Here is a 24554-nt window from a genome sequence, read left to right as displayed (position 1 = left end):
CCCTATCATGCGGATCAGTCTTGTTTGTCGTGCCACTGCGGAGGGAGGACCGGGGCACCATCACCTGCTGGAAGCGGCGGCGAGTGATGATGTAATAGCATACTATCTCTCGGAGACCGTCGTCAGTGTACACAGGTATAGTGCCTCGGCAGCGCGCCAGCGAACCGGTCCGACAGGGAAAATCCGCGCGGGCTGGAGCGCCTATTCAGCGCCGCCGGCTTCCTTCAGAATGAAGAAGGTCTCAGACGGGCCGATCAGCCCTGCGTCTCTAGTGTTTGACAATCCGCCTTCGGATCCGACCGGCGAAGGCGCCGCCATCTCGCCGGAGTCGTGCCTTCGAACCTCCTGAACATACGTGTGAGATGTGCTTGATCCGCAAGTCCGCAGTTGCCGGCTATCTCGGTCAGCTTCTGACCGGTGTTCATCATCAGATTGCGGGCGTGGTGCATTCTCTGCTCCATGATGAAGGCGTAGGGCGATTTTCCGAGTCGCACCGAGAATGCGCGGGTGAAGTGGCTGGGGCTAAGTCCGACCTCCGCAGCCAGTTCACGAACCCTGAGCGGACCATCCATGTTGCGCGATACATAGGCCACGACGCGCTCGAACTGGCGGTCGCTGAGCGCACCGTCGCCTTGGCCTGGATAGATGCGGATACCACCGATCGGGTGGCTGGTGTCGGCTCCGGCCTGGACATCCCTGCTGTCACGCAAGGCTTCGGATTCGAGCCCGATTGACGAAGGCACGCGGGCAGGGCCGGGAACGATTGCGACAGGTTCGCGCCTATCCGGCCGATCCATTGATGTTTCATTGATATTCTTGGGCTGGATAAGGCGGTCCATGGTTGCTCCATTCGCAGCCGCACCATAAGCATATGGCACAGAGCAAATACGATTAGATCTCGATATCCTCGCGCCGTTCCACCGTATCGTAGTATCTGTCGACCTATGCGACGGTATAGGTCACCCTTGCTTCACAGGTCAGAGCGGCGCGACGGCGACAGATTTGGCGGCGCTTACAGTTCGATCCGCGGATCGGTGAGCGATTGAGCGATTTCGACCGCAATACTGACGAGAATGTAGATCGCCCCGAATACCAACGAGACCCCGAGGATCGCCGGCAGATCGGCAGTTGCAAAGGACTGGGTCATATATAGACCAAGACCCGGCCAGCCGAACACGGATTCAACCACCAGCAAGTTACCGAAGAGCAGCCTTATCTGCAGCCCGGTCATCGCCAACGGGGCGGAAGCGGCGTTCCTGAGGCCATGTCGCAACACAACGGTTGCCTCGCCAAGACCCTTGCCTCGCGCCGTTCGGATATAGGGTTGTCGCATCACGTCATGCAGTGCTCCTGCGAGGCTGCGAACGACCGCGACCGCGAACGGCAGGGCCAAGGCCGTCGCAGGAAGGATCAGATGTGCCAGGGCATCGATGCTGACATCCGGCCGCCCCGCAAGAAGGCCATCCATGACATAAAAGCCCGTCGTGCCGACGAAGTCACGAAATTGAAGGCGACCGCTTCCTGGCAACCAGGCCAGGCGGAACCAGAAGACATAGGCCAACAACACAGCCAACAGGATGATTGGTGTCGATCCCAGCGCAATAAACACGTGCCGCAGGACCTGCGACCGCGCGCCGCCCAATAGAAGCAGCGTCAGGCTAAACGCCAATCCCATCGCCAGGATGGTGGACACCAAGATGAGTTCCAGCGTCGCGGGCAGATATCTCAGAAGGTCGTCACCCACCGGCTGGCGCGTGCGGACCGATTTCCCGAGGTCTCCGGCGCTCACCTGCATCAGAAATTGGCCGTATTGCACGGCAATGGGATCATCCAGGCCCAATTCCTCGCGCACGGTTTCGATCGTTGTCGATGGCGCGTAGGGGCCTGCGATGGCGCGCGCCGGGTCAGAGGGGACGACGCTTTGCAGCAAAAAGACGATGAAGCTCATGACCATGAGAACGATGGCCAGACCGCACGCCCGTTTCGCGAGATAAAAGGCCATGCTCACGCGCCCTTCAGCGCCGCGCGAAGTCCATCGCCGGCGAGGTTTGAGAAGAGGCACAAGACGAAGAGGGCGAGCGCCGGCAACATCGGGATCCACCAGAAAACCGTCAAACTGTCGAGTGAGCGTGCTGTCATGGCTCCGAGTTCGGCCGAAGGCGCCGGCTGGCCGAGGCCGAGAAACGACATCACCGATAGCGCCATGACCATGTTGGAGACATCGAGCGTCGCCGCAATGATCAGAGAGGGGACGGCTCCTGGAAGCAGATAGCGCAGCATCAGGCGGGGGCTGGCGACACCGGCCGCCCTTGCCGCCTCCACATGCGGCCGCGCATGGAGCCGCCGAATTTCGTCCCGTGAGACACGGGCGTACCATGGCCACCAGAAGATCGCGAGTGCGATGATGCTGTGGAGGAGGCTCGGCCCTAAAACCGCAACCGCCGCAAGCGCAATCATGGTGCTGGGCAGCACCAGGAACAAGTCGACGATACGCTGAACGATGAAATCCACCTTGCCGCCGATCGCACCGGAGACAACCCCGATGAAGGAGCCGAGCACGAGACTGAAAATGATCACCGCAAGGCTCGCAAGCCAGGTGGATTGCACGCCGACAAGCACGCGCGCGAACAGATCGCGACCGACCTCGTCCGTACCGAACCAATATGTTCCTGAAGGAGGAAGATAAGCCTCGGCGACCCGCGCATAGGGATCATGGGGTGTCAGCCATGTCGCCAACAAAGCTACGATCGTAATCAGCAATACTCCGATAATGCCGACCCAACCCGACCAGCCGACCAGCCGCAGGCCGTCGTAGAGGCGCGCTAACGAGTTTGTCTGTGCATTCATGCCGCGGATCATCGAGCGAGCATCGCGTCGAGGCTTGGACAGGCCTCAATCAGTGCCCGTGTGACAGCACCACGGGAAGGGGACTGCAACATGTCGGCTTCAAACTCCTCCACGACCGTCCCCTTGTTTAGCACGACGATACGGTCGGCAATGACCCTTGCTGCGGCAAGATCATGGGTTACAAACAGCATCGCGAGCCCAAGGCGCCTGCGAAGATCATTGAGCAGGTTGAGAGTTGCCGCAGCCAGCGGGACGTCCATGGCGCTGATAGGCTCGTCGCACAGAAGCAGCTTGGGTGGCACGACAACGGCCCGGGCCACGATGGCGCGTTGGCACTGGCCGACCGAGAGCTCGGACGGCAATGCATGCATCAGCGACGGATCGAGCCCGACGCTCTGCAAGGCTTCACCGACCCTCCGCCGGCGCTCGGCGGCAGAGGCGACGTGTGGACGCAGCCGTTCACCGACCTGATCGCCGACGGAGAGCCACGGCGTCAGCGCCGACACGGAGTCCTGAAAGATTACCTGCGGCCGGGGGTCAAGGCACGAGACGTGCCCGCTGTCGGCAGCCATCAATCCCGCGGCGATCTTCAGGAGGGTCGATTTGCCGGAGCCGCTTTCACCAACGACGGCGACCGATTGGCCGAGCGCGATTGACAGGTTCACGCCTCTGAGCGCCGGTATCAGGCGCCGCCGTTCCCAGACCCCTTGCCTGTCTGCAGGGAAGTGCTTGTGAACGTCCAAAAGCTCAAGTGCCACCGGTCCGTCCGTGACCTCTTCGCCCGCCCATGCCTCGCGCGAAGCCGCGACAGGAATGGTAGGTAACGGCGTCTCGTCCGAGCGATGGCAGGCCACCAGGCCGGAATGCGATCGAGCGCGGCGCTCTCGGGGGCGGATGCTGGAACAGTCGGGCCGGGCGACCTGGCAGTGCAAGACATAGTTGCAGCCACGTTCGCTCGTTTCGTCACGCCTGAATGCCGTCCGCTTTGTCGGCAACGGGCGTGATCGATCGGACGTGAGATCGTAGCGGGCAGCGAAGAGACTGGCCGAGTAGGGGTGCTGCGGATTTCGCGCGACTTCGCGCAGCGTGCCGATCTCCGCCATTCGCCCGCCGAAAAGTACCATCACGCGGTCGGCCACTGCGGCCGCGACATTGAGGTCGTGGGTGATATAGATGATAGCGGTCTGCTCCTCCCGAGCGAGATTGCGCACGATCTGGAGCAACTGCGCTTGCGTCGTGACATCGAGCGCGGTCGTCGGCTCGTCGGCTATCAGGAGTTTCGGCCGCGCCATCATCGCCATTGCGATCAGAACCCGCTGACGCTCGCCTCCCGACAGACGATGCGGGAAGGCGCCCGCGATGCGCTTCTCGTCGCGCAAACCGGCGCGGCGCAGGCTATCAAGGATCAACGTCTCGTCCCCGTCTGCCGATTCGTGCAACTGACGGCGGATTGTCATCGTGGGATTGATTGCCCCCATCGGGTCCTGTGGGACGGCGCGCACGAGTAAACGTCGCGCTGAGCGCAACAGGTGCGGCGGTGAGCCGACGATCTCTAGCTCGGCAAGCCGAATCGACCCGCTCACTTCCGGCGCGCTGTCGCTCGGCAGAAGCCCCTGGATCGCGGCGCCGAGCGTCGACTTTCCCGCGCCGCTTTCCCCGACCACAGCCAGGATTTCACCCGGAGCTACCGCGAAGCTGATGTCGTCGAGGACGCGGTGCTTTCTGCCGTTCCTGGAGAGAACGACGCCGAGCCCGGCAACAGTGAGGACTTGATCAACCATCTCGGTGCGCGGCGATTACAAACTCAGCGAAGCACGCGTCTCGAAGCGCGGTGGCCGGGGAATGCCGGTCCGGCTGCGGATTGCTAGGGTTCAAAACGCCGATCATGTCGCGAGCCTCACGCGTTGATTGTCTTCAACCACTCAAACGTTATATCAGCGTGTCCACCGTATGGTGGCAAAATCGATGTTGCCGGGTGGAAAGGCGGGGCGCAGCCCAAGGTCAGTCAGGCCCTTGGCATGCACCACGACATCTTTCACATCGACAAGGGGAATGACATGGCCGGCGTCGAGATAGAGGCGCCCGGCCTTCTCGTAGAGGGCGTTGCGCTCTGCAACGTCCGTCTTAGTCCCAGCCACGTCGACGATGGCGTCAGCCTCAGGCAGGCTCCTGCCATAGAAATTGAGCGGTGCGTCCTTGGTGAAGAATGCCCGCGCCTGGTTCTCCGGATGAGCTGCGTCGGGACTCGAAATGGTGAGCAAAGCGTCGGGTGCGCTGGGGTCGCCCTTCAACGCAAAGGCGGCTCCCGGCGGCAGGACGTGCGCCGTTGTTTTGACGCCGATCAGGGCGAGCTGGATGATCAGACGGTCGGAGATCCGGGCATAGGCCGCCTTCGTGCTGTGCAAGCCTATGCTGAGGTTGACTTCGCCAAGTTTCGCGATCGCGGCCCGGGCCGCCTCGATGTCACCCGGATATTCGATTGGATCGGCGGGATCGAGCATCAGGTTCTGATAGGCCGACTTCGACAACTCTGCGTAGGGACCGAATACGTCCTTGACCCAAAGGGACGGATTGATCGCTGTCAGGACGGCACGGCGAATTTCCGGATTGTCGAGAGGCGAGCCGGGCTTAACGAACAGGGCGTATTGCGTCATGCTCGGCGCGGCGGTGACCTCAAGCCCTGCCGGCAGGTGGCTCAACTGCGCGAACGGGAAGTTGGTCGGCACGACATCGAGCTCACCTGCTTTCAGCTTGAGGATCTGTTGTCCAATATCCGGCACCACGGGTATGTTGATCTCGTCGAAGTATGGTCGCTTGCCCCAGTAGTCTGCATTGCGTTCGAGGACGTAACCCTCACCGCGCTTGATTTCCGCGAGCTTGAAGGGTCCGGTACCGGCGGCGTGTTCACCGAGCCAGTTTGTGGCCTTATCCGACTTGTCGTGCTCGCTGAGCGCCAGAGGACTGATCACCTTCGGTCCCCAAGCGCTCGCCAGCGCATCCAGGAACGAGGGTTGAGGCTGCTTCAGTCGTATGACCACGGTGTCATCATCGGGTGCGCTGATATCCGCGACATTACCGAGCATATAGCTGAGCGCGAGCCCACCATCGCGACGACGTTTGAGGGAGCCGACCACCGCTTGCGCGGTCAAGGGCGCGCCGTCATGAAACTTGACGCCATCCTCCAGATCAAACGTGTAGCTGAGGCCGTCATTGGAAATTGCCCAACGCTTGGCAAGCAAACCGACGATTTGAGTGGATCCTGGCGCGTATTCGACGAGGCCCTCATAGACATTGTTGATCGCGCTTACACCATCGACCTCAAAACCGTTGTCAGGGTCGAACGTGCCGATGTCGATGGCGTATGGAAGGCGCAGAATCTCTTTCGCATAGGCCGGCATCGCCAGAGCCAGCAGCGCCGTAAAAAGCCCTAGCAGGAAAACACCAAGGCGAAACTTTGCCGCTCGGCCAGTAACGTCAGAAGGGTTCATTCCTCGTCCCCGTACGCCCTATTCCCATCGGCGACGTCCGTCATCACCGAAATTTGATCATTATCAAAACGAGACCCACTTGCTTGCCAGGCAATGCTGTCTGCCAGCCTGCGGCGCAACCTATCCAGCGAAGCGCGGCGCCTCAAGCCTAGCGGCTGAAGGCTGGAAAATATTGAAGAATCGGACTGCGGTAACGCCGGACAAAGGCATAGGCGTGCACCGCGCCATACGCCTGCAGATGACCCCACCGGGGCTGGTCGTGCCCGCATGCGTGTTTCTGAGCATCAGTCCGGCGTTACAGGCGGAGGAGGAGACAGTCTTGCGCGGTGCGCGACAAGAATCGTATTCGAGTCCCCTGCGCTTTTACGGTATATTCCCTGCGATTTTCCGAGAATCACCGTCCGCATTGTCTTCCGAGCGAGGGCCATGGTGCGGCTGCGACAGACCACATGTCGCGCGCGGGGTCTTGGTTGAAACTTGAATTGAAGGGCGGGGCATGGACACATCATTTTCCGGATCGGAAGACAAACCGATCGCGATGCTGGTTGATGATGACGCCAAGGTCCGTGAGGCCATGAGCAACCTTCTCAACTCGGTTGGGATCGAAACGATTTCGTTCTCTTCCGCCCGGGAAGTTCTCGAGGCCAAACTTCCGGATCGGCCAAGCTGTTTCGTGCTTGACGTGCGCATGCCGGGATTGAGCGGGCTCGACCTGCAACGCCACCTCCAGACCAACGGCATAGAGACGCCGATCGTGTTCTTGACGGGACACGGTGACATCGCGATGAGCGTGGAGGCGATGAAGGCAGGCGCTGTCGACTTCCTGACGAAGCCGGTGCGTGACCAGACCTTCCTCGATGCAGTCTCCAACGCCATCGCGACCGACATCGCGCGACGGGAGGCGACACTCACGGCGCGCAAGCATGCTGCCGACTACGAGACGCTAACGCAGCGCGAACGGCAGGTGTTGCGTTCGGTCGTCGGCGGCGCCCTGAACAAGCAGATCGCCTTCGAACTCGGCATCAGCGAAATTACCGTCAAACTTCATCGAAGTAACATGATGAAGAAGATGCACGCAAACTCCATTACGCAGCTGTTCACGGCTTGGCAGTCCCTGCCTGAAAGCGTGCGGCGGGGTGACGAGTGACGGGCACCAAGGGCCTGCGCGGCGCCAAGCCGCTGACGGATCAAGGCTTTGTTGACTGTCCCAAGGCATAGGTATTCAGACCCAACGCCTCGCTGGTAGGTTGAATCGACCTATACGCATTGATCAAGGCCTGAAGGCTTGGAGGGGTTCGATGGAAGCAATGTCATCGACGAAGCGGCGGGCTTTTGCAGCGGCCATAAGTGCGGCCGGCGCCCTCCTGGCTTGGTTTTCCTCAGATCCGACCGGCCTGTTGATCGCGGTTGCCGCCGCCTGCATTTGCATCGGCTGGAAAGGGGGATTGCTGGCGATCGCAATCGCCGGCTTTGCGGCAGCCGCGATTGAAACGGCTTCTGATACCATTGGCATGGGTGGATGGCTTCGTGTCGCCGTGTTCGTGGCCAGCGCATTCGGCCTATGGCTTGTGGTCCAGCTATTCAGGGTCGTCACCTTCTACGAGCAGGTCTACAGGAATGCCCAGCCGACCATGGAGGATATTCCCGGTCTTGGTTGGTCCTGCTACCCCGACGGGCGGATGCGTTTTGTCAATCCGAAGGCGCTGGAGTTTGTCGGGCTGACAGTCGAGGAAATGAAACGACTGATGGAGGCCGGTGACACCGCCTGGTGGCAACCGTTTGTACACCCCGATGATCGCGAGCGCAGCCTTGCGCTGTGGAAGCACAGCCTGAGTACCGGAGAGCCACTGATCGACGAACAGCGGGTCCGCCGTCACGATGGCACCTACCGATGGTTTCGCGACTCCGCGGTCGCATCGCGAGATGAGCACGGGCGCATCACCGCTTGGTACGGTACGACCGTCGATATCGATGACCAGCGCAAGGCGGAGGCCGCTTTGCGTGAAAGCGAACAGCAACTGCGCCAGCTCATCGATACAGTGCCGGCACTCATTTGGTGCGCAACTCCGGACGGCAAGCCGTCTTACCTCAACCAGCCATTGCTGCGCTGGACGGGCATGTCTCAGAGCGGGGACACAACTCGGACCGCCGGCCAATTGGCCGCGACGATCATCGAAGCCGTCCATCCGGATGACCGGGCGTCCTTTCAGGCGGCTCTCAGCCAGTCATTCAGGGCCGGAAAGCCGTTCATGTTGAAGTACCGGCTGCGACGGGCTGACGGCGATTATCGTTGGATCGATGGCAAGGCCGAGCCTCTGCGCGACACCGATGGCCGCATTCTTCAATGGTATGGCGTATGCCTCGACATTCACGATGAGATGCAGGCCCAGGAGGCCGCCCGTCTCGCGGACGAGAAGCTGGCTCGCGCCCTGCGTGCGGCAAGTCTTTCTGAGATGTCGGTCTCGATCGCGCACGAACTCAATCAGCCACTGCAGGCGGTCGTCGCAAACGCCAATGCCTTCCAGCGGTGGCTACGTGCGAACCCGCCGAACTTTGAACGAGCGAGCCGCACCGCAGAGTGGATTGTTCGAGACGTCGATGCTGCGGCCGATGTGGTTAATCGGATTCGGGCGCTATTTACGCAGACCGGCCATTCACGACAGCCGATCCAATTGAATACGGTCATCAAGGAAGTGTGCGAGCTGATCTCCGACAAACTTCAGGCGGGCAAGATCAGGCTGGAAATCGACCTCGATCCCGCTCTGCCAGGTGTTGGGGCGGACCGCGTTCAAATCGAGCAGGTGGTTATCAATCTCGTCCGCAATGCGATTGAAGCCATGCAGGAAACCCCCGTGCATGCCCGTATCCTTCGCATAGCGACACACATGCGCAATTCCGAAACACTGGAAGTGGCAGTCTCCGATCGGGGCCACGGAATCGCCGATTCCGACCGGATCTTCGAACCGTTCTTCACGACAAAGAAAGACGGCATCGGCATGGGACTGGCGATTTGCCGCTCCGTCGTCGAAACGCATGGCGGCCGCGTCTGGGCCGAGAATGCCCCTGGACGCGGAGCGACGGTCACCTTCAGCCTGCCGGTCCAATCGCCGGAGCGTGAGCGCGAACCGATCGACGTCGGCACGTTGGTCGCCAGCAAAACGCAAATGGCGCAGGGGCATGATCGTCTGCCCGCCTGAGCGGCATAGGTGAGCATTCCCCTACATCACCACGGGATTCGGGCGCGCTTGAAGGGCACCTGAGGCGTCTTGAGCAAACACTGCCAAGGCGTGCGATGCGAGCCCCAACTCGCGGTCGGGGCGTCCTATACCCGCGAATAGATCGATTAATCCCGCAAGGCTGTCGAAATTCGCAACGGCTCCAAATACTTTAATGGTCACCTTCCGAACTCTCGTCAGGCAGGGGCGGCAATCATGGGTACTGTGGCTTTGAGGATCGACGCTCTTCCAGACCGGGCGCAAACGGAAGCGCGGCTACGCCAGCTTGAAGAGGACCAGGCGCATGCGGCACGCCTTTGCGTGCTTGGCGAGATGGTGAGCTCGATCGTCCACGAGATCCGCCAGCCGCTGTCGGCAATTGCCATGGATATAGATACGAGTCTGCGGTTGCTGTCGCAGGACTCGCCGGACCTGAAAAAGCTCCGTTTCAACATGGCTCGGATGAAGGACAGCGCCCGGCGTGCGAATGAGCTTGTTCATAGGATCAAGCAGATGGCGGTGAAGCGCGACCCGATCTGTACCGATGTGGACATCAATGGCGTGATATCGGATTCCATTGAACTTATGGCCATCGAAACCGTGGCACGGTCTATCCGGATCCATTGTTCCCTCGATCCCGCAACGCCGTTCGTCCGTGGCGACGCCCTGCAACTGCAGCAGGTAATCATCAACCTGCTTATCAACGCCGTGCAAGCGATCGAACTGACCCCGTCCGGGCATCGGGAAATCCGGGTGAAGTCAAAACAGAGCTTCCATGGCGTCCGCATTTCGATTGAGGATGACGGCGCCGGCATACCCGAGCCGCTGCTTGACAAGATCTTCGACGCCTACTTTTCAACCAAGCGGACCGGCATGGGTATCGGGCTGTCGATCTCGCGCTCCATCGTCGAAGCTCATGGAGGCACGATCAACGCATCAAATGGCCGCAATGGTGCCATCGTCGATGTGGATTTGCCACGTGAACCCGCGCCATACGCGGAGCTTCTAGATGAAGCAGGGGAGGCGAGGGCGGCCGTGCTGCCAATGCCGAGCCATTCGCCCGAGTTCGCCCGACCAGAATTTTAAAGCGGGGCGTTCCCTGTCAGGCTTGCGTACCCTCCTGGAAACGTCGCCCTGACACCGCGCGCAAGCGCCGAGTCTAGGCATCCGACGCTGCTGGCCCGGTCGGCGGCGGTGGCTTGATGAGATCAAGCGCCTTCTGAGCGACCGCGTTGCTTGCATCCCCGCTGCCGGCGACGGAGACAGTCGGAACGGCAAATTTGATCCCTTGGGCGTCGAAGGCCTTCTTGATCAAGGCATAGGCACGGCGGCGGATGACCGCCTGCTCGCCCGGCTTGGTCATGATCTTCATGCGGATCTGAATGGCGAAATCGCCAAATTGCTCGACGCCTTGCATCTTCAATGTTTCCATGATGAGCGGCGCGATCTCTTCATCGGTCAGCAACTGCTGGCCGACCTCCTTGACCACACGTTTTACGATGTCCAAGTCGGTGTCATAGGTGACGCTCACCATGATCTTGTCGATCGCCCAGTCACGGGAATAGTTGGTGATCTTGTCGAGCGAGCCGAACGGGATCGTGTGGAGCGCACCACGATGATGCCTGATCTTTATCGAGCGCAACGAAAAGGATTCGACGGTACCTTTGATGCTGCCGCTCTCGATGTATTCGCCCACCCGGAAGGCGTCGTCGAGGAGGAAGAACACTCCGGAGATGATGTCCTTCACCAGCGTCTGAGCGCCGAAGCCAACCGCAACGCCAACAACACCTGCGCCGGCGATAAGCGGACCGATCTCCACGCCCAGACTGGAAAGCGCCATCAGTATGGCCATCGCGAGCAGCACAACAAACAATATGTTGCGAAAGACCGGAAGCAGCGTGCGAAGCCTCGCGCTTCGGCGTAACTCGTCGGAGTCGATCGCATAGCCCGCCGCGGCCTGCATCAGCTTGCGATCAATCCATGCACTCGTTATCTGCCATGTAAAATCGGCGAGCAGAATGACGACAAAGGCATTCAGGAGCCCTCGAACAAAGCGGGTCACAATCGTGTCCCTGGCCGCCAGCGCGCCGAAGTCGACTCCAAGTAGCGAGGCTATTAGGTAAGCGGCTCCGATCAGCAGCAGAGCGCGCAAACCGCGTTCCAATGCTGCCCCGGTGAGCGAAGGAATGCCGCCATCAGCGGCTACCGCACCCGGCGGACGCATAATGTGGTCGACCGAAAGCTTCACACACGAGATCGCGATCGGCAAAACCAGAAGTATAACCCCGACGTAAAATGTGGCGGCGATGCCGGAGAGCGCGACCAGCCAGTTGGTGATTATATAGAGCGTAACAAGCACCGTGCCGACGCGGTGGCGGCGATTAACCAAATCGAGACCGTCGAATGTTGGACTGCGCCACAGTGCGACGAGGGCCAAGCCGAACAGGATCAAACCGGATGCAAGCGCAACAATGTAGTTGGCTTCGCGTCCTACTCCGAGCATCGGCAACAACTGATAGGTGAAGTGCCCGAATGCAAAGCTGCCAACCAGCGCTGCCGACCAGAAAAACCAAAAGCGAGCGGTGCCTGTCGCCATCGGCATCAGCCGAAACCGCTCAGCGCCGGGAGCAAGCACGATCCGCCCCGTAACCAACGTCAAACGCACGGCCAGAAATACGAGGAGATAAGCAAGGACAGTGTGCTGCAGTAGCGGTGGCCAGTCGAACAGCAGGAAGGCGCCAATGCTTCCGACGGCAAAGGCCAGAAGGATGCCGAGCGCGTAGAGCATACGCAATCCGGCGACGCGCAACCGGTCGTCGACCGTATCCAGATGTGCGGCGATCAACCGCTTGCGCAGGCCGGCAGTGGCGTACCAATAGAACCACTCAAGACCGAATCCCAGCGTCACAAAAAAGACCATCGACAGAATGGCGTCGAATGGTCCCTGTTCCCTCATCTCGGTCATCAATGCGACACGCGCTCTATCGAGCTCGGCAGGCAGCGTCGGAATGGCGGTCGCCATGTCATGAATGAATGCGCGCGCGGCATTCAACCGGCCAACAATCATCTCGCTGGCGTTGGTGGCCTCGACCGAACTTTGCGCTTCGACCGGGCGGTTCCCCGTTTGCGATTGAAGCCATCCTTGAATATCGGGCCGTTGCAAGAGATCGACAAGCCGTCGCAAATCTTCCGGAGGTGGTGCCGCAGCACCGGAAGTCTGTTGCTCGGCCGGATTGATGCCCGCCTGAGCCAGCGCCGATTGGTACGGCATCAGCAATGCGAAGATCAGGAGGAACAAGCAGCGGTAATTCATGTAACGTTCCTTGGTCCGCCCACCGCATTTACAGGTGCCGACGGGAGTTAACCGAACTGGGGTTGTCATCCCTTCAGTTTGCGCCAAAGCCGGCACCTCGGTCGAGGCCCAAAACTCTTCGCCTTCAGCCAAACAACCGTTGACTGAAGGCGGAGAGTTGTGGACGTGATCAGAGGGGCGGCAGCTGGGCTCGGCGACCTGTTGTGAGGGTCAGGATCCATGCGGAGGTACAAACAGGCAGATGGTGCGCCCATCATTCGCCCCCGCCGCCGAACACCAGTGAAAGAGGCCATCGGGGCTGTTCCGGATGCGGCTGTCTATAGAGGTGATCACTTCCCCGTACCCTTGATAACGTAGCCCTCGGACCGCTCTGCGACGGCACTATATGCCACTTCACGGCAATCGTAGCCGGAGCAACAGGACAGGGGATAGGCCCCCCCCGTGCGGTTGCGCGGCAGTTGGCAGCGCATCATGCGCCCTGGCATTCGGCGCTATGAGCAGAACCCATGCACCGACGAGAAACACGGCGACCAGGGACAGAAACGCGGCGAGTTCGCGAAACTTCGACGGAACCTGCGTGATGAGAAACAAGTGTCTCATGACACGATTTCCTTTCCACTGAGCGCATCTGCATGGTTGGATGCTATGGAAAGGATCAATCAAGCTCAGAGGAAAATCTATTGTACGAAAGTGTTGTCTATACTTTCGCATAGGTACGCACTATATAGGTGGCCGGTCTGATACCGCGTGGACCGCACGAAGAGCGGCTCAGCGCTGCGGCGTTTGCGGCAGGTAATCTTGCGCGATATCGATCCACGCCGGACGCCCTCCGAGGAACAGCTCACCGATGCGCGGCGCTGTCCTTGCGATCACCTTGCCTGCCTTGATGACGAACAGCCGGTTCGGTTTCAGTCTCAGTGCTTCGGTGACATCGGCCGCCTGCAGCACGACGAGATCTGCCTTGCAGCCGATATCAAGCCCGTAACCCTCGAGCCCCATCGTCTTGGCCGAATTGACGGTAATCGCGTCGAAGATCTTGTGCTTGTCCTCGATGCCGGCCATTTGCGCCACGTGGATTGCCATGTGAGCGACCTCCAGCATGTCACCTGAGCCCATCGAGTACCAAGGGTCCATGACGCAGTCATGCCCGAAGGAAACGTTGATCCCCGCCGCCATCAACTCTCGCACCCGTGTCATACCCCGCCGTTTCGGATAGGTGTCGTGACGGCCCTGCAGCATGATGTTGATCAGCGGATTGGGGATCACGTTGATCTCCGCCTCGGCGATCAACGGGATGAGTTTCGAAACGTAATAATTGTCCATCGAGTGCATCGAGGTCAGGTGCGAACCCGCAACGCGTCCCTTGAGGCCGAAACGCATCGTCTGGGCCGCCAACGTCTCGATGTGGCGCGACATCGGATCGTCGGTTTCGTCGCAATGCATGTCGACCGGCAGACCGCGATCGGCGGCGATCCGGCACAGCGCCTCGACCGAGCGGGCGCCGTCTTCCATCGTGCGTTCGAAGTGCGGAATGCCGCCAACGATACCGACGCCCATGTCGAGTGCACGCTCGAGCGAGCGGACGCCGTCGGCGGCGCGGTAATAGCCGTCCTGCGGGAAGGCGACGAGCTGCAGATCAATATAGGGCGCGACCCTTTCCTTGACTTCCAAGAGTGCTTCGGCCGTCACAAGGCGCGGATCTGACGTGTCCACATGGCTGCGGATAAAGAGAAGGCCCTGGCTGACGGCGAGGTCGCAATAGCGCAAGGCCCGCTCGACCAATGCTTCCTTCGTCAGCTGTGGGCGCAATTCCCCCCAAAGCGCGATGCCCTCCAGCAACGTGCCGGAGACATTCATTCGCGGCATGCCGAGCGATAGCGTCGCGTCCATATGAAAATGCGGGTCGCAGAACGGCGGGCTGACCAGTCGACCGGTCGCGTCAATCTCCTCGCCGTCAGTTGCAGCAAGGGATTTCTCGATCGCGCTGATCTTGCCGCCGGCAAGGCCGATATCGAGACCCTTGCGGCCGTCCGGCAGGTTGGCGTTGCGGATGATCAGGTCGAACATCGGTGGCTTCTCCAGGTGTTCACTCAGCGCGCCGGTCCGCGACGAGTCATGGACAGCAAATATTATCTTCGATGTGCCGCCAGCGCCATTTAGCATTGTCGCCTGATCACATGTGCCGGAATGTTGCGGTAGTGGGGGTCGCGATCGGCCGATCTCTCACATGCAGGTGCCCCCAGACGGGATAGGTCAAGTTATAAGCATTTTCTGTACGGCGACTTAAATCGTCTCATCTACCGTGATGCGCATGAGGTTCGAGAACCAGGAGTTCTAGACATGAAAGCGCAAACAAGAAATTCGGTCGGGCTAATCGACGGCCGCAGCAAAATAGTGCGGAGCGTGTTTGCTCTACTCCTTGCAACAGCCGTGTCGGGATGTTCGGCCACGCCGGATCAGAGTATCCGAACCTCGTCGCTGACGAGACAGGTCGGCTATCCGGCGTTGAGCAACAAGCCCGTCGCGTCAAAGCAGATCGTCGTTCAACAGGCGGCCAAACTCGAACGAGCCGCCTTTCTCGGACGCGCGCCATATATTTGCACGCCGAGCGGTTTTGGCAGCACATCGCGATGCTTCCTTCGATAGGAGCGGAGTTGCGCGCCGACCGACGACGGGCTCATCTGCGGAGCCGGATTGATACGCTGACGCCAATCGGCTGCGCAACTCCGTTACTTGGTCAAGATCATTCGACCTTTCCGAGCCTGGCTTCGATCTTGTTCAGCCGCGCGCTCACATAGTTGCCGCGGCGAAGTTTGGCGAACTCGTCATCAGGTTTTGCCGGCGCGTTCCTGAAGACGTACCATTCGCCATTCGGCTCGCGTTTCTGAAGGATGAGACTCCCTTGCTTGCGATGGCTGAAACAGGTTGTAGCGGGAGCCGAGCCATCCTTGGCGTGCCAGTCGGCCTTGAAGCAGAGTTTTCCTGGGCCGGTGATGAACCAGCGGCCGACGCCATAGGAGGGACTGCCGTTCTCCTTCGACCAGGCGGTAAACCGGCGTTGGCGCACCGAGAAATATCCGGCGCCCGCTTTCCAGATCCACGATTTCTGGCCGTAGAGCTTGTAGAGCTCTTCATGCGCCAGCGGCGTTGCCTTTTGAGCGTCTATGTGTCCGGCAGCGGCCTCGGCAAGCGATGCCGTCGCGCCTATGGCCGCGGCGATGGCGACAGCCAAGGACATTGTGCGTAGTGCTGGCCTCATCTCAAGTCTCCTGTCGGACTGAATGCTAGTTGGTGGTTTCGCGGACAACCCGCCAGTCGGGCCGCCCATAGCCTCCGGGCCATTCGTAGATTTCGCGGTCGTTGAAGTAGACGACCGCGGTCAGCGCGGGGAATTCGGCATGAGGCGCGGCAACGCTTGCCGCCCAACTCGCCACATAGGAGGCGTCACCTTCGTAGCCGAGCTCCGCAACCATGATCGGCTTGCCGTAGCCTTTCACCCGTTCATATCCGGGCGTCAGCCGTTCCGAAAATGACTGATCGCGGCCAGTCGTGCCTTTGTCGTAGTCCTGATAGCCGAATACCGACAACCCGACGATGTCCACGACGTCGTCGCCGGGATAAAACGCCTCCAGCCCCCGGTTCCCCTTGGGCGACCACATGAATTTCGCGTTCTTCAGGTGTTCGCGGCACACGTTCACCATGCGCCGGTAGGCCGCCTTGAATTCCTCACCCCGCCAGTGCGACCAGGAGAACTGGTTATCCGTTTCGTCCATTTCCTGCCCCCACCTTATGATGACCGGGCTTTTCAGCGTGGCGGCCGTCGAGCAGACCGCGGCCATGTTTTCATCGCGCTCGCCGCTCAGAATGGTGCGCAGAAGCTCGTGGTCCGAGACCCGCCACTCGGGCGACCAGGACCAGGGCTCGATCGTGATCATGAGAGAGCGTCCACGTGCTCGGGCGTAATCGTCGGCAAGGTTCAGCGTTGCCAGATCGACGTCTTCCCAGGGCAAGAAAAGATGCTCGATCTTGGACTGCGACGGCTCGCTGAAGTCGCCGTGGGGGTCGTAGGCGCCGAAGTCTATCGAGTGCTCCGTAAGCACCGGCCGCTTCTGTGAGAGTGTCGCCGTGGTAGCGGAATCCGCATCGGGAATCCCGCGCGGCATAGTGGCCGCCAGGACGGTGCCTGACAGCAACAGGCCGACGAATGAGAGTATGATCGCGTTCGATTTCCTGTTCATTGCATGCCTCCAAGCTCGTTCGCCTCGGTTTGCGGGGGAACGGCATCTGTCTCTGATTTCGGCTGTGTCGTGACGAGTCGTTGAACAAGGGGAAGCTTCGCACCGACCAAATCCTGGTCGACCAGTCTCTTGAACTCGTCGTCGGCCAACGGCTTGGCATGTTTGAAGACGTACCAGTCTCCAGCAGGCTCGCGCTTCTGGTAGATGGTGTTGTCGAGTATCCGGTGGCTGAAGCAGGTCGTGTCCCTCGCGGCCGCTTCCTGGCTGTGCCAGACCGCCTTCAGACAGAGTTGACCGTGATCGTTCAGGGTCCACCGGCCTTCCGCCCATGTCATTCCGGTCTCCGATTGCGCCCAGGCCTTAAAAACGCGGCCTTGGTCCTGCATTCGTCCGGCGCCTTTCTCCCATTTCCACGTTTTGCCGCGGAAGATCATGTAGACTTCCGCCGCGGTCATGAGGCGCGCATTTTCCGGAACGACGTCTTCTGCCGATGCCGGCGATTGGCAGAGAAGAATGGCTACAGTCATGATGCCAAGGGCGAGGCGCCTGACGAGCATCGCCTGGCGGGCAATCCAGCCCTGTTTCCGATCGAGTGCGACTTTTTGTGTCATGGCTTGTCCTCAGCGTGCTCCACCCGGTCCCTGTTCTGCCGTTACGGAAATCCAGCGCGGTCGAAAGACGATCTTTCGCAAGGCGGTGCCGTCCTGGCCGGCGCCGGCCACCGCGTAGCGCTCTTCGAAGAGGCGGAGGTGCCCGGCACCCCATGCGAGCGCCTCAAGCCCATCTTTCCCGTGCTCGGCGGTCGCGATACCGGGCAACGCGACAAGAGCCAGAAGGCTGGCGGCCATTGCCGGACGGCGAAAACGAGAGGTGGCGACGACCGCGTTCTCCTTTGAATGCCGCGCGACGATGACCAGCAGAAGCAGGCAGTAGATCGCTGCATTCAGGATCGCGAAAATATAGAGGCCCTTGGCCGCGGCCGCATCGCTGACGAGGAAAACCGGCAGCACCGAAGTAACTGCGAGGAGCGCATAAGGCGTCAGCACGCGGAGCGGCAGCGGATCGACCTCGGATGCACCTTTCGGAGTGACGCGGAAATCCACGAAGGAGCCCGTAACCCAGTCGCGCATCGCCGCCAGCGTGCCAGCAAGCGCCCAAGGCCAACGCGCGAAGAGGAAGAGCATGCATTCCCAGCTGAGGATCTTCGCGTCATATGGCCGGAACGTGCCACTCGCCCGCCAGCGATAGGCCAGAAGGACGAGGATGATCGAAAGCGGCGTGAAATGCGCGAGAAAATCGGGATAGGTCACAGCGACAAAGGTCTCGCTGCGCGCAAGGGCAATGATCGGCATTGCGAACATAATCGCCATGAAAAGCGCAAAAAGCGGGTACCAGAGCTGCGAGAAGAGGAACTGAAACTTCAGCCGCAGCGGGAGTCGACCAACCAAACGTGGCGAATACTGCAGCAGCAGCATGACCAGGCTACGCGACCACTGGAACTCCTGGGTCACGAGGTCCCCGAAGGTGCGCGGTCCATCACCATGCGCAATCGCATCGAGCGCATGGACACCGCGCCAGCCGGCAGCATTCATCATCAACGTTGTGGAATGGTCTTCCGCCAGTTCCGGACCGAGCCCGCCGATTTCCTCCAGCGCCGCTGTGCGGACCGCATAATGTGATCCTATGCACAGCGGCGCCAGCCCCCCATTGTAGCCAGCCTGAAGCGAGCCGTGCATGCTCGCCTCGGCATGGAGTCTCCCGCGCGCCGCCCAACTTTCGGACCCGTTGCGGTCACAGATGCTCGGTGCGGAGACATAGCCAACCCTGGGGTCGGCAAAGGGGCGCAGCATCTCGAAAAGATAGCCGGGCTCGGGAACATGGTCCGCGTCGAGCTGGGCTACGAGATCATAGCGCTCATAACCGTAATGATCGTAGAAGAAGGCGAGGTTGCCCTCCTTGCAACGTGTGCGTCGCGGCCACGAGGTCCGATGATAATCAGCGCGCCCTTTACGGGTCGAGACGAAGACGCCATACCGGCGGCACCACGCGAGCGTCTCCTCGGAGGGATCCTCGTCCGCGAGCCAGGTGTCGTGCGGAACATCCTGTGCGAGCATCGCCTTCAGTGTTTCCGACACGATCGAGAAGGGTTCTGATGGCGCCTTGGTCACGACCATGGCGACGCGACTTCCGGCCGGCAGCCGCAGGGGTCCATTTGGTTTTGCTGCGCGGTAGAAGACCGCTATGAAATAGGCGGGCAGCAGGGTAACCCACGCGAGGACCGCGGTCACCATGATGCTGCCCAAAGTGTCCACGTGGTGGCGCGGCTCGAGCCACCAGACCCAAAAATAAAAGAGGGCTGCTGCCCAGACGCCGGCGCCGAGGAGGTATTCCGCGCGGCGATAACCTGTGAGCACGGGGACGAGCGACGGCTCGCCGCTCTCCGTTGCCTTTGTTCCGTCATTGGCAGAAAGGCGGGTCATGGTCGCGCCTCCAGTCCGAAGAATGGGGCAGCCGTTCGCACGATCGTCTCAAGGTCGGAATAGCGGGGCAGGAAGCCGAGCGTCTGATGCGCGAGCGTCGCATCCGCATAAAGCGCCGGCGGATCTCCGCAGCGTCGGCGGCGATACACGACCGGGACATCGTGCCCGGTAACCTCGCCGATTGCTCGAAGTACTTCCTTTACGGAAAAACCACGGCCGGTGCCGAGATTGAGCGCAATGTTCGCTCCACCCTTGGCGAGATGCCGATAGGCCAGCACATGAGCCCGCGCCAGATCGGCCACATGGATATAGTCGCGCACACAGGTTCCGTCCGGCGTGTCGTAGTCGTCGCCGAAGATCTCCAGATGCGGAATTTTGCCTGCGGCGGCCATGAGTGCCCGCGGAATGAGGTGCGTTTCCGGGTCGTGCCACTCTCCGAGATCACCCTCCGGATCGGCTCCGCAGGCGTTGAAATAGCGCAGTGCAACAAAGTTCAGTCCGAAAGCGGTGGCGTAGTCGGCGAGCATGTGCTCGGCCATCAGCTTCGTCTTGCCGTAGGGATTGATCGGCGCCTGCCACGTGGCCTCGTCGATCGGCAATACCGCAGGTACACCATAGGTGGCGCAACTCGACGAGAAGATGATCTTGTCGAGGCTCGCCTGCCGGCACGCATCGAGGAGTGACAGCGTTCCGCGGACGTTGTTGTTGTAGTATTTCGCGGGGTCGGCGACGGACTCGCCGACATAGGCGGATGCTGCAAAATGGATGACGGCGGCCGGTTGATACTGTTCAATCACTTCGACCAAGCGGGCCGTGTCCAGGATGTCGCCATGTACGAACGGTCCCCAGCGCACCGCGGAGCGGTTCCCGGTCGACAGGTTGTCATAGACGACGGGCTCGATGCCTTCCAGACGGAGAAGCTTTGCGGTGTGGCTGCCGATGTAGCCGGCGCCACCCGTGACAAGAATGCGTGGCGCGCCCATCAAACCAGCTCCATGACCTTTCGATCGGAGCCGGAGAGGAGGCCATCGAAGTACCCGATTGTGCGCGCGAGACCTTCCGACAGATTGACCGTCGGGCGCCAACCGAGCGCCTCCGTTGCGAGCGAAATGTCCGGACGGCGTTGACGCGGGTCATCGACCGGCAGGGGCCGGCGAACGATTTTAGAGCGTGAGCCGGTCTGGTGGATCACCTGTTCAGCGAGTTCACTGATCGTGAACTCTCCCGGATTGCCGAGATTGACCGGCCCAGTCAGCGCCGACGGCGACGCCATCAGGCGCACGAAGCCGTCGATCAGATCGTCCACGAAACAGAAGGAGCGGGTCTGCGATCCGTCGCCATGGATGGTAATGTCCTCGCCTTTGAGGGCTTGAACGATGAAGTTCGAGACGACGCGGCCATCGTCCGGGCGCATGCGGGGGCCATAGGTGTTGAAGATGCGGACGATCTTGATCTCGACCCCGTGAACTTTGTGGAAGTCGTGGAACAGGGTTTCGGCGCAACGCTTGCCTTCGTCATAGCAGGAGCGCGGGCCGAAAGGATTGACGTTGCCCCAATAGCTTTCCACCTGCGGGTGGACTTGCGGATCGCCGTAGATTTCCGACGTCGATGCCTGGAAGATGCGTGCGCCCCTGCGCGCGGCCAGATCGAGAAGATTAAGCGAGCCGACCACACATGTTCTCATGGTCTGGATCGGATCGGCCTGATAGTGCGGCGGCGATGCAGGGCAGGCAAGATTGTAGATTTCGTCGACCTCGAGATCGATCGGTTCCACGATGTCATGGGCGATGACGCGGAAGGTGTCGAAGCGCTTCAACTGCGCGATATTGCGCCTCAAGCCGGTAGAGAAGTTGTCGACGCAGATGACCTCGTGACCGGCGCCGAGAAGCAGCTCGCAGAGATGTGAACCCAGGAAGCCCGCGCCGCCAGTAACGAGTATCCGTTTCAGATTTTTCGGGCGCCGCGGGAAATCATTCCCTTCGTTTAAACTTGGCAACGTTTTTCTGAAATCATTTCGAAAATAATTCATGGATATTCTCCACAAGACCTGTCGTAAAATTACGACATACTTTCAGACGGAAGGAATAATTAGGTAATGCAAACGATATCGTTCAAGAATTCCCTGCATTGTTCCTTACACTATTTGGAAGCGCCTGTTGCCTACTGATACAATCGCCGTGTGGAGAATGTCATTATCACCCAATCCGGATAGTTATCTTGCCGTGCATTTCTACTCAAAACGAGGTATAACTGGCATCCGTTGGGTGCATCCTGGAAGCTCTGCTCCACTTTAGGGCGAGCTCTGGTGGTGGGAGGGGGTGGCCCCATCTCCGGGCATTCGATGGCCTGCGGTTCACGCATGAGAGCAATATTCGCTTGAGGAGTTGGATGAGTAAGGAGTCCGGATCAGGGGATAATCCACCCGAAGTTCCCGCCTGGCCCGCCCATTTGGAGCGGCGCCGGTGGCCCCGCGAACCCACGGATCGGAGGGAGCGCCAGGCCGTCACCCAGCCCGGGCTGGTGCCTTCGCATTTCTCCACGCTCGGATTGCCGCCTGCGGAGCAGTTTGACGCCTGGCGCCAGCACATGGCTCCGCTGATCGATGTTCGTCAGCCAGACGGGATGTTTCCCGATGATGGCTTTCCTGCAGAGCAGGTTGGATGGCACCTCGGCGATTTGCTCTTCGTCCAACAGCGTACGCCGGGATTTAGCTACGAGCGCTCTCGCGCGATGCTGCGCTCAAGCCCCATCGACCACTGGAGCGTCGGACTGTTCCGCAGCGGTCGGGCATGGACCGAGGTCGATCGCCACGTCGCGGAGACAGGGCCGGGAGAGCTCCTTTTCCGGTCCCTTGGCTACCCATATCGCGGGCGGATGACGGAGTCCGTGGCCGTCCTTCTCTTCATGCCCTTTGAATTGCTGGCGGATGATGCAAGCAAACTTGAAGGTGCCAATAATTCCGTCTTGTCAGGCGGTTTGGCGGGTCTGCTCGTCAACTACATCAATGGCATCGAATCAAACCTCAGCACCATCACCGCACCTGAAGTGCCACGTATCGTGCGCACGATGCGCGACATGATCGTCGCTTGCGCTGCATCGGTGACGCGGCCGGATGCAACAGGCTCTCCGGTAAATATCGGAATGATGGAACGGGCGCACCGGTACATTCACCAAAACCTCCATTCGGGGGATTTGACACCGGATGCCATCTGCCGCGCACTGGGCATTTCCCGCACACGCCTCTACCAGCTTTTCGAGCCGAGTGGCGGCGTCCTCAACTACATTCGCCGCCGCCGGCTTCTGCAGGCCCATGCGGCCCTCAGCGACCCGACCAACAAGCGGCCGATCTCCGAAATCGCCGAAGCCGCCGGTTTTGACGTGGCCGCAAATTTCACGCGGGCCTTCAATCACGAATTCGGCGCAAACCCGCGCGACATCCGCAAGATGGCGGCCACCGAACAGCACGTCGCACCACTTGCTCTTTCCGAGCGCCAAGGTGGGGCGACGATCGGCGACTGGCTCAAATCCATTCAAGGCTGAACGGCGATTATCGCACCTGCTGCGGCGAGTTGCAGGGCAGGGGCCTGAGCCCGTGAGGTCAGCCGCAAATCAGCGCCGCGATGCAGCTTGAGGTTGGCAAAGACTTCGATCGCCAGGGAAACTTCGATCTGCGTAATGAATGTTCGGCCGCTGGCGCGCTTCGGCGCGAGTTTTGCCGGCAGATTGACTCCGGGATGAATTGAGAAACTGCCGTCTCGTGGATTCGATAGTCGTGCGACCCGGAGCGGTCTCGCGTGAATGTTCAACCGGTGGCGGACGTAAGGCGGCCGCCTCGACCACGGTCAGGCTACGCCCACGAATCCGCTGGATCAGTTCAAGACGATGCAATTCCTTCTGCGACATGGTGATCAAACAAGATATGACGACTCCGAACACTCATGGCCTCAACCACGCTTCACGTCGCCAGTCTTCCTTCCAAACCTTGACGTTTGACCAGCATCCCGAGAGGCGACGACTGTCGCATCTCTAACTGGCTCATATGTCGCATCTCTAAATTGCCGTGTGAGTTCATGCCGAACTGCGACTTGCGCGTGTGACGCTAACCGACACGCCGCATTTGCGCGAGTAGTTTCTTGCGGAAGACTTCCGCCGGCGTTCGGTAGCCGAGGCACTTCCGCGGTGTCGAGTTGAGCCGATCGCAGATGTCCTTCAGCTCGCCGTCGGTGATAGACAGGGGATCCACCTCTCTCGAAAGCCATTTGCGAACGCGGCCATTTGTGTTCTCGACCGTGCCTTTCTGCCAGGGCGACTGCGGGTCGCAGAACCATGTCTGCGTTCCGATGCCAGCTTGCAGATAGGGCCATTCGCTGAACTCGGTGCCGCGGTCGAAGGTGATGGAGCGTCGAGCCGCGTGGGGCAGGGGTTGGAGCACCTCAATCAGCCCGTCCATGATCGGCTTCGATTGCCGGTCGTTGTTGCGCAGGAAGACCGCAAAGCGGCTGACCCGCTCCACCCGTGTGGTCACGTTGGCCTTGCCGAACTTCTTGCGAAACTGAATGAGATCGCACTCCCAATGGCCGAACTGCTTGCGTTCGGCGACAGTATCAGGGCGGTGAAGGATGTTGAGCTCCGGGCTGAAGCGGCGACCGTGACGCCGGCGGGCATACCGCGGTCTGCGTCTCGCACGACGCTCCGGCAGATGCCGCCACAGCTTGATCGCCTGACCGTCTGCGGAATAGGCGAACTTGTAGATCGTCTCGTAACTGACGCAGATCGGATGGCGCTCCAGCCGCATGCGGCCGGCGATCTGCTGTGGCGACCAGCCATGCATAATCCGCTCGATCACCGATTGGCGCACATGGGAGAACCGCGCGAGTTTGCGCAGCTTGGCTCTGCGCTCACGGGCCATCGCGTTGGCGGTGACGCAATAGTAGGCGTCACGACACGAAAGGGGTGAATCTGTCCGACATTTG

19 protein-coding genes and 1 pseudogene are annotated in these 24554 nt (G+C 60.4%); 5 read left to right on the top strand and 15 right to left on the bottom strand.

Going from position 1 to position 24554, the window contains the following annotated elements; all coding sequences use genetic code 11:
* Positions 1-254: 254 nt before the first annotated feature.
* The 5 genes from QA637_RS23670 to QA637_RS23650 form a co-directional block, all read right to left on the bottom strand.
* Positions 255-839, bottom strand: coding sequence for a helix-turn-helix domain-containing protein (locus tag QA637_RS23670; protein ID WP_153437692.1), 585 nt, complete (start codon positions 837-839; stop codon positions 255-257).
* A gap of 173 nt (positions 840-1012) precedes the next feature.
* Positions 1013-2002, bottom strand: a complete 990-nt coding sequence (locus QA637_RS23665) for an ABC transporter permease (RefSeq protein WP_153437694.1) — start codon at positions 2000-2002, stop codon at positions 1013-1015.
* A 2-nt stretch (positions 2003-2004) separates the two neighbouring features.
* On the bottom strand, positions 2005-2847 hold the full coding sequence (locus tag QA637_RS23660; RefSeq protein ID WP_234886808.1) for an ABC transporter permease: 843 nt from the start codon (positions 2845-2847) through the stop codon (positions 2005-2007).
* A gap of 8 nt (positions 2848-2855) precedes the next feature.
* Complete coding sequence (locus tag QA637_RS23655) at positions 2856-4628, bottom strand: ATP-binding cassette domain-containing protein (protein ID WP_283065069.1); 1773 nt, start codon at positions 4626-4628, stop codon at positions 2856-2858.
* Between the two features lie 153 nt (positions 4629-4781).
* Positions 4782-6335, bottom strand: a complete 1554-nt coding sequence (locus QA637_RS23650; RefSeq protein WP_153437699.1) for an ABC transporter substrate-binding protein — start codon at positions 6333-6335, stop codon at positions 4782-4784.
* Between the two features lie 496 nt (positions 6336-6831).
* Between QA637_RS23650 and QA637_RS23645 the strand changes: the two genes are divergently transcribed.
* The 3 genes from QA637_RS23645 to QA637_RS23635 all read left to right on the top strand — a co-directional run bounded on the left by QA637_RS23645 (position 6832) and on the right by QA637_RS23635 (position 10636).
* A complete protein-coding gene (locus tag QA637_RS23645; protein ID WP_153437701.1) occupies positions 6832-7482 on the top strand; it encodes a response regulator transcription factor in 651 nt (216 codons plus the stop codon).
* Positions 7483-7633: 151 nt separating this feature from the next.
* Positions 7634-9532: a PAS domain-containing sensor histidine kinase gene (locus tag QA637_RS23640; RefSeq protein ID WP_283065068.1), complete on the top strand. Its 1899-nt coding sequence runs from the start codon at positions 7634-7636 to the stop codon at positions 9530-9532.
* Positions 9533-9871: 339 nt separating this feature from the next.
* The gene (locus QA637_RS23635) at positions 9872-10636 is read left to right on the top strand and encodes a sensor histidine kinase (RefSeq protein ID WP_283065067.1); all 765 of its coding nucleotides are present in this window, start codon (positions 9872-9874) and stop codon (positions 10634-10636) included.
* Between the two features lie 73 nt (positions 10637-10709).
* Here QA637_RS23635 and QA637_RS23630 read toward each other — a convergent pair whose 3' ends face one another.
* The 3 genes from QA637_RS23630 to QA637_RS23620 form a co-directional block, all read right to left on the bottom strand.
* The gene (locus QA637_RS23630) at positions 10710-12995 is read right to left on the bottom strand and encodes a mechanosensitive ion channel family protein (RefSeq protein WP_283065066.1); all 2286 of its coding nucleotides are present in this window, start codon (positions 12993-12995) and stop codon (positions 10710-10712) included.
* Between the two features lie 261 nt (positions 12996-13256).
* Positions 13257-13463 (bottom strand): hypothetical protein, encoded by a 207-nt coding sequence (locus QA637_RS23625; RefSeq protein ID WP_283065065.1) that lies wholly within the window; start codon positions 13461-13463, stop codon positions 13257-13259.
* 168 nt (positions 13464-13631) lie between these two features.
* On the bottom strand, positions 13632-14930 hold the full coding sequence (locus QA637_RS23620) for an amidohydrolase family protein (protein ID WP_283065064.1): 1299 nt from the start codon (positions 14928-14930) through the stop codon (positions 13632-13634).
* A 273-nt stretch (positions 14931-15203) separates the two neighbouring features.
* On the opposite strand from QA637_RS23620, the gene QA637_RS23615 reads away from it, so the two are divergent.
* Entirely contained in the window at positions 15204-15509 is a 306-nt protein-coding gene (locus QA637_RS23615) for a hypothetical protein (RefSeq protein WP_234886809.1), read from the top strand.
* Between the two features lie 97 nt (positions 15510-15606).
* On the opposite strand, the gene QA637_RS23610 is transcribed toward QA637_RS23615, so the two are convergent.
* From QA637_RS23610 to QA637_RS23585, 6 genes are read right to left on the bottom strand one after another with little or no spacing between them, the layout of a single operon-like run.
* A complete protein-coding gene (locus tag QA637_RS23610) occupies positions 15607-16122 on the bottom strand; it encodes a DUF995 domain-containing protein (RefSeq protein WP_283065062.1) in 516 nt (171 codons plus the stop codon).
* A gap of 25 nt (positions 16123-16147) precedes the next feature.
* The gene (locus tag QA637_RS23605) at positions 16148-17101 is read right to left on the bottom strand and encodes a glycoside hydrolase family 26 protein (protein ID WP_283065060.1); all 954 of its coding nucleotides are present in this window, start codon (positions 17099-17101) and stop codon (positions 16148-16150) included.
* Complete coding sequence (locus QA637_RS23600; protein ID WP_153437714.1) at positions 17098-17712, bottom strand: DUF995 domain-containing protein; 615 nt, start codon at positions 17710-17712, stop codon at positions 17098-17100. Before QA637_RS23600 ends, QA637_RS23605 begins: the two co-directional genes overlap by 4 nt.
* Positions 17713-17721: 9 nt before the next feature.
* Positions 17722-19581: a glycosyltransferase family 2 protein gene (locus QA637_RS23595; RefSeq protein ID WP_153437716.1), complete on the bottom strand. Its 1860-nt coding sequence runs from the start codon at positions 19579-19581 to the stop codon at positions 17722-17724.
* Positions 19578-20564, bottom strand: a complete 987-nt coding sequence (gene galE / locus QA637_RS23590) for a UDP-glucose 4-epimerase GalE (RefSeq protein ID WP_153437718.1) — start codon at positions 20562-20564, stop codon at positions 19578-19580. Before galE ends, QA637_RS23595 begins: the two co-directional genes overlap by 4 nt.
* The gene (locus QA637_RS23585) at positions 20564-21610 is read right to left on the bottom strand and encodes a UDP-glucuronic acid decarboxylase family protein (protein ID WP_153437720.1); all 1047 of its coding nucleotides are present in this window, start codon (positions 21608-21610) and stop codon (positions 20564-20566) included. The genes galE and QA637_RS23585 overlap by 1 nt, the downstream gene beginning before the upstream one ends.
* Positions 21611-21969: 359 nt before the next feature.
* Here QA637_RS23585 and QA637_RS23580 point away from each other — a divergent pair, with 359 nt between their 5' ends.
* Entirely contained in the window at positions 21970-23121 is a 1152-nt protein-coding gene (locus tag QA637_RS23580) for a helix-turn-helix domain-containing protein (protein ID WP_283065059.1), read from the top strand.
* A 559-nt stretch (positions 23122-23680) separates the two neighbouring features.
* On the opposite strand, the pseudogene QA637_RS23575 reads toward QA637_RS23580, so the two are convergent.
* A pseudogene (locus QA637_RS23575) lies at positions 23681-24550 on the bottom strand (IS30 family transposase); the annotation flags it as partial.
* Positions 24551-24554: the final 4 nt, after the last annotated feature.

This window comes from Sinorhizobium terangae (assembly GCF_029714365.1).
GTDB classification, from domain to species: Bacteria; Pseudomonadota; Alphaproteobacteria; order Rhizobiales; family Rhizobiaceae; genus Sinorhizobium; species Sinorhizobium terangae.
Note: the sequence above shows the minus strand (reverse complement) of the source record. Positions and strands in the feature narration are given on the sequence as shown.